Here is a 2,380-nt window from a genome sequence, read left to right as displayed (position 1 = left end):
ATATTCCCTCTTCCCTCTTCCCTCTTCCTTCTTCCTTCTTCCTTCAGAAGCCTTCTACCTTCAGAAGACGCTCAACGTCTATAATCAGCAAGTTAAATATTTACGGCAAGACCTATGGAAGCAGCACATAAAGATTTGTTACAACAAATAGCGCGATTGTCGGAAACTTATGGTAATTTAGCCGATCGCCTGTCAAGAGCAGCCAAACAACTGCAAGACTCGGGTCTTCCTCCCTCAGACAGCTTACTGCAAGAAATTAGCGTCTACAGCCAAAACTTTGCAGAAGTCCAAAAACAAGCTCTCGAACTCAATAAATCGGCCCTGGCACCCGGGGAAATTACTTCGCTCAAAGACATTCAAAACTTAGTCGAGACAGTCACAGCTTCTGAAGGTAAAGCAGAAATTCGCGATGCAGCATTGAAAACGCTCGATCGAGTATTGGCGATCGCCCACCGCGAACAAAGCGACTTCGCGCCCTTACAATCAGTTCATGGCAGAGCTCGGGAACTGCAACGCGCCATTTCCGAATCAACCCCAACTCAACCGCATTCCGACGCAGAATCCTTAGTCAGCGGCAAACACCCAGTTGCAGCAGTCCTCGCCCTAGTGGAACAGCAAGACAAACTTGACGACCAAGAGTGGGTAATCCTCGAAGAAACAGTCAGCGCCGCTTTTGGCAAACAAATAGCCGTCGCCATTTCCAGAGGCAAATTAACCGTTGCCCAAATGGTAAAAGCAGCACCTGCTAAAGTCGAACCCGCATTTAAAGCAGCGCCTGAACCACAAATTAGCGCCCAAGCTTTGCCGGAAGTGATTATCATCCCGTCGGGAAATGCCGCACCGAAACAAGTTGCAGTTGCACCAAAAATCGAGATTTTGGAATCCCCCGCACCTTCGGCCCCGATGCACGAAGTCATTATCGTTCCTAGCGTGGAAGTACCTAAATCTCTTCCAAAAACAGGCTCTGGGAATATTGTGTTTGGGATACCTCGCGAGATTCAACAAGCTCCTGTAGAGGGCGGTTTGGGATTGAAAGTTTTGGCGCACATTCAAGGAATTGGCGATCGAACTTTCGGCGCTGAAGAATACGCCGGAACTAAAGCTCAAGGCCGTCGCGTCGAAGGATTTCAAATTAATATCGAGCCGCCAATTCCCGGCTTAACAGTCGAGTACATGGCTCACGTCGAAGGTGTTGGCGATACTCCTTGGATTGACGAGGGAGAATTGGTAGGTTTTCGAGGTCAAGCAAAACGAATTGAAGGATTTGCGGTGCGTTTGAGCGGAGCGCAAGCTGATAACTATGACGTATTTTATAGCGCTCACATTCAGAATATCGGCGACACCGATGTGTCCTCCAACGGCGATTACTGCGGCACTCGCGGCAAAGCTTTGAGAATAGAGGGCATCAAAGTGTGGATCGCGCCGTCTGCGAGTTCTCAAATTGCGGCGGCTGTGGGTTTAAAAGTTTTGGCGCATATTCAAGGAATTGGCGATCGAACTTTTGGCGATCGAGAATACGCCGGTACGAAAGCTCAAGGCCGTCGCGTCGAAGGATTTCAAATTAAAATAGAGCCTCCCGTACCCGGTTTAAATTTGCAGTACATGGCTCACGTGGAAGGAGTTGGCGATACTGCTTGGATCGGTGAAGGGGAACTCGCCGGTTTCCGGGGCCAAGCTAAGCGGATTGAGGGATTTGCCGTGCGGCTGATGGGGGGCCAAGCTGATAAATACAATGTATTGTACACGGCTCACATTCAGAATGTGGGCGATACTCCTGTTGCTTCTAACGGTGAATATTGCGGCACTCGCAGCAAAGGTTTGAGGGTTGAAGGCATGACTGTTTGGGTTGAGCAGAAAGCGTAAAAACGATCGATGAATGGAAAATTTTAAGTGATATTTTCCATTTATTTTGTAGGGTGCGTCAGCTCGCATTCTGTTCGCCACAAACTCACAATTGTTAAGCTGACGCACCAGCCAAGAAACGGTGCGTCAGAATGATACTTTTAATATTTTCCATTTATTTTGTAGGGTGCGTCAGTTACCATTGTTTTCGCAAAAAACCCACAATCTCAGAACTGACGCACCTGGGAATAAACGGTGCGTCAGAATGATACTTTCGCTGCTGATTGAGATTTTCAAGTCTGACGCACCCTACCGCTGACGCACCTGGGAATAAACGGTGCGTCAGAATGATACTTTCGGTGCTGATTGAGATTTTCAAGTCTGACGCACCCTACCGCAACAATTTCTGTTCGCACCTGGGAATAAACGGTGCGTCAGAATGATACTTTCGGTGCTGATTGAGATTTTCAAGTCTGACGCACCCTACCGCAACAATTTCTGTTCGCACCTGGGAATAAACGGTGCGTCAGAATGATAC

1 protein-coding gene is annotated in these 2,380 nt (G+C 48.2%); it reads left to right on the top strand.

The window, feature by feature from the left end; all coding sequences use genetic code 11:
- Positions 1–114 precede the first annotated feature (114 nt).
- Positions 115–1,863 carry a hypothetical protein gene (locus IQ270_RS29730; protein WP_193976694.1) on the top strand — a complete coding sequence of 583 codons (1,749 nt, stop codon included), beginning with the start codon at positions 115–117 and terminating at the stop codon, positions 1,861–1,863.
- The last annotated feature ends 517 nt before the right edge of the window (positions 1,864–2,380 follow it).

This window comes from Microcoleus sp. LEGE 07076 (assembly GCF_015207455.1).
In the GTDB taxonomy this organism is placed as follows: domain Bacteria; phylum Cyanobacteriota; class Cyanobacteriia; order Cyanobacteriales; family Microcoleaceae; genus Microcoleus.
This window is presented reverse-complemented; position numbering and strand designations above follow the sequence as displayed.

Bases quoted from the DNA above. Each gene is read 5' to 3' on its own strand.
- IQ270_RS29730 (WP_193976694.1), top strand. From the start codon at position 115: ATGGAAGCAGCACATAAAGATTTGTTACAACAAATAGCGCGATTGTCG.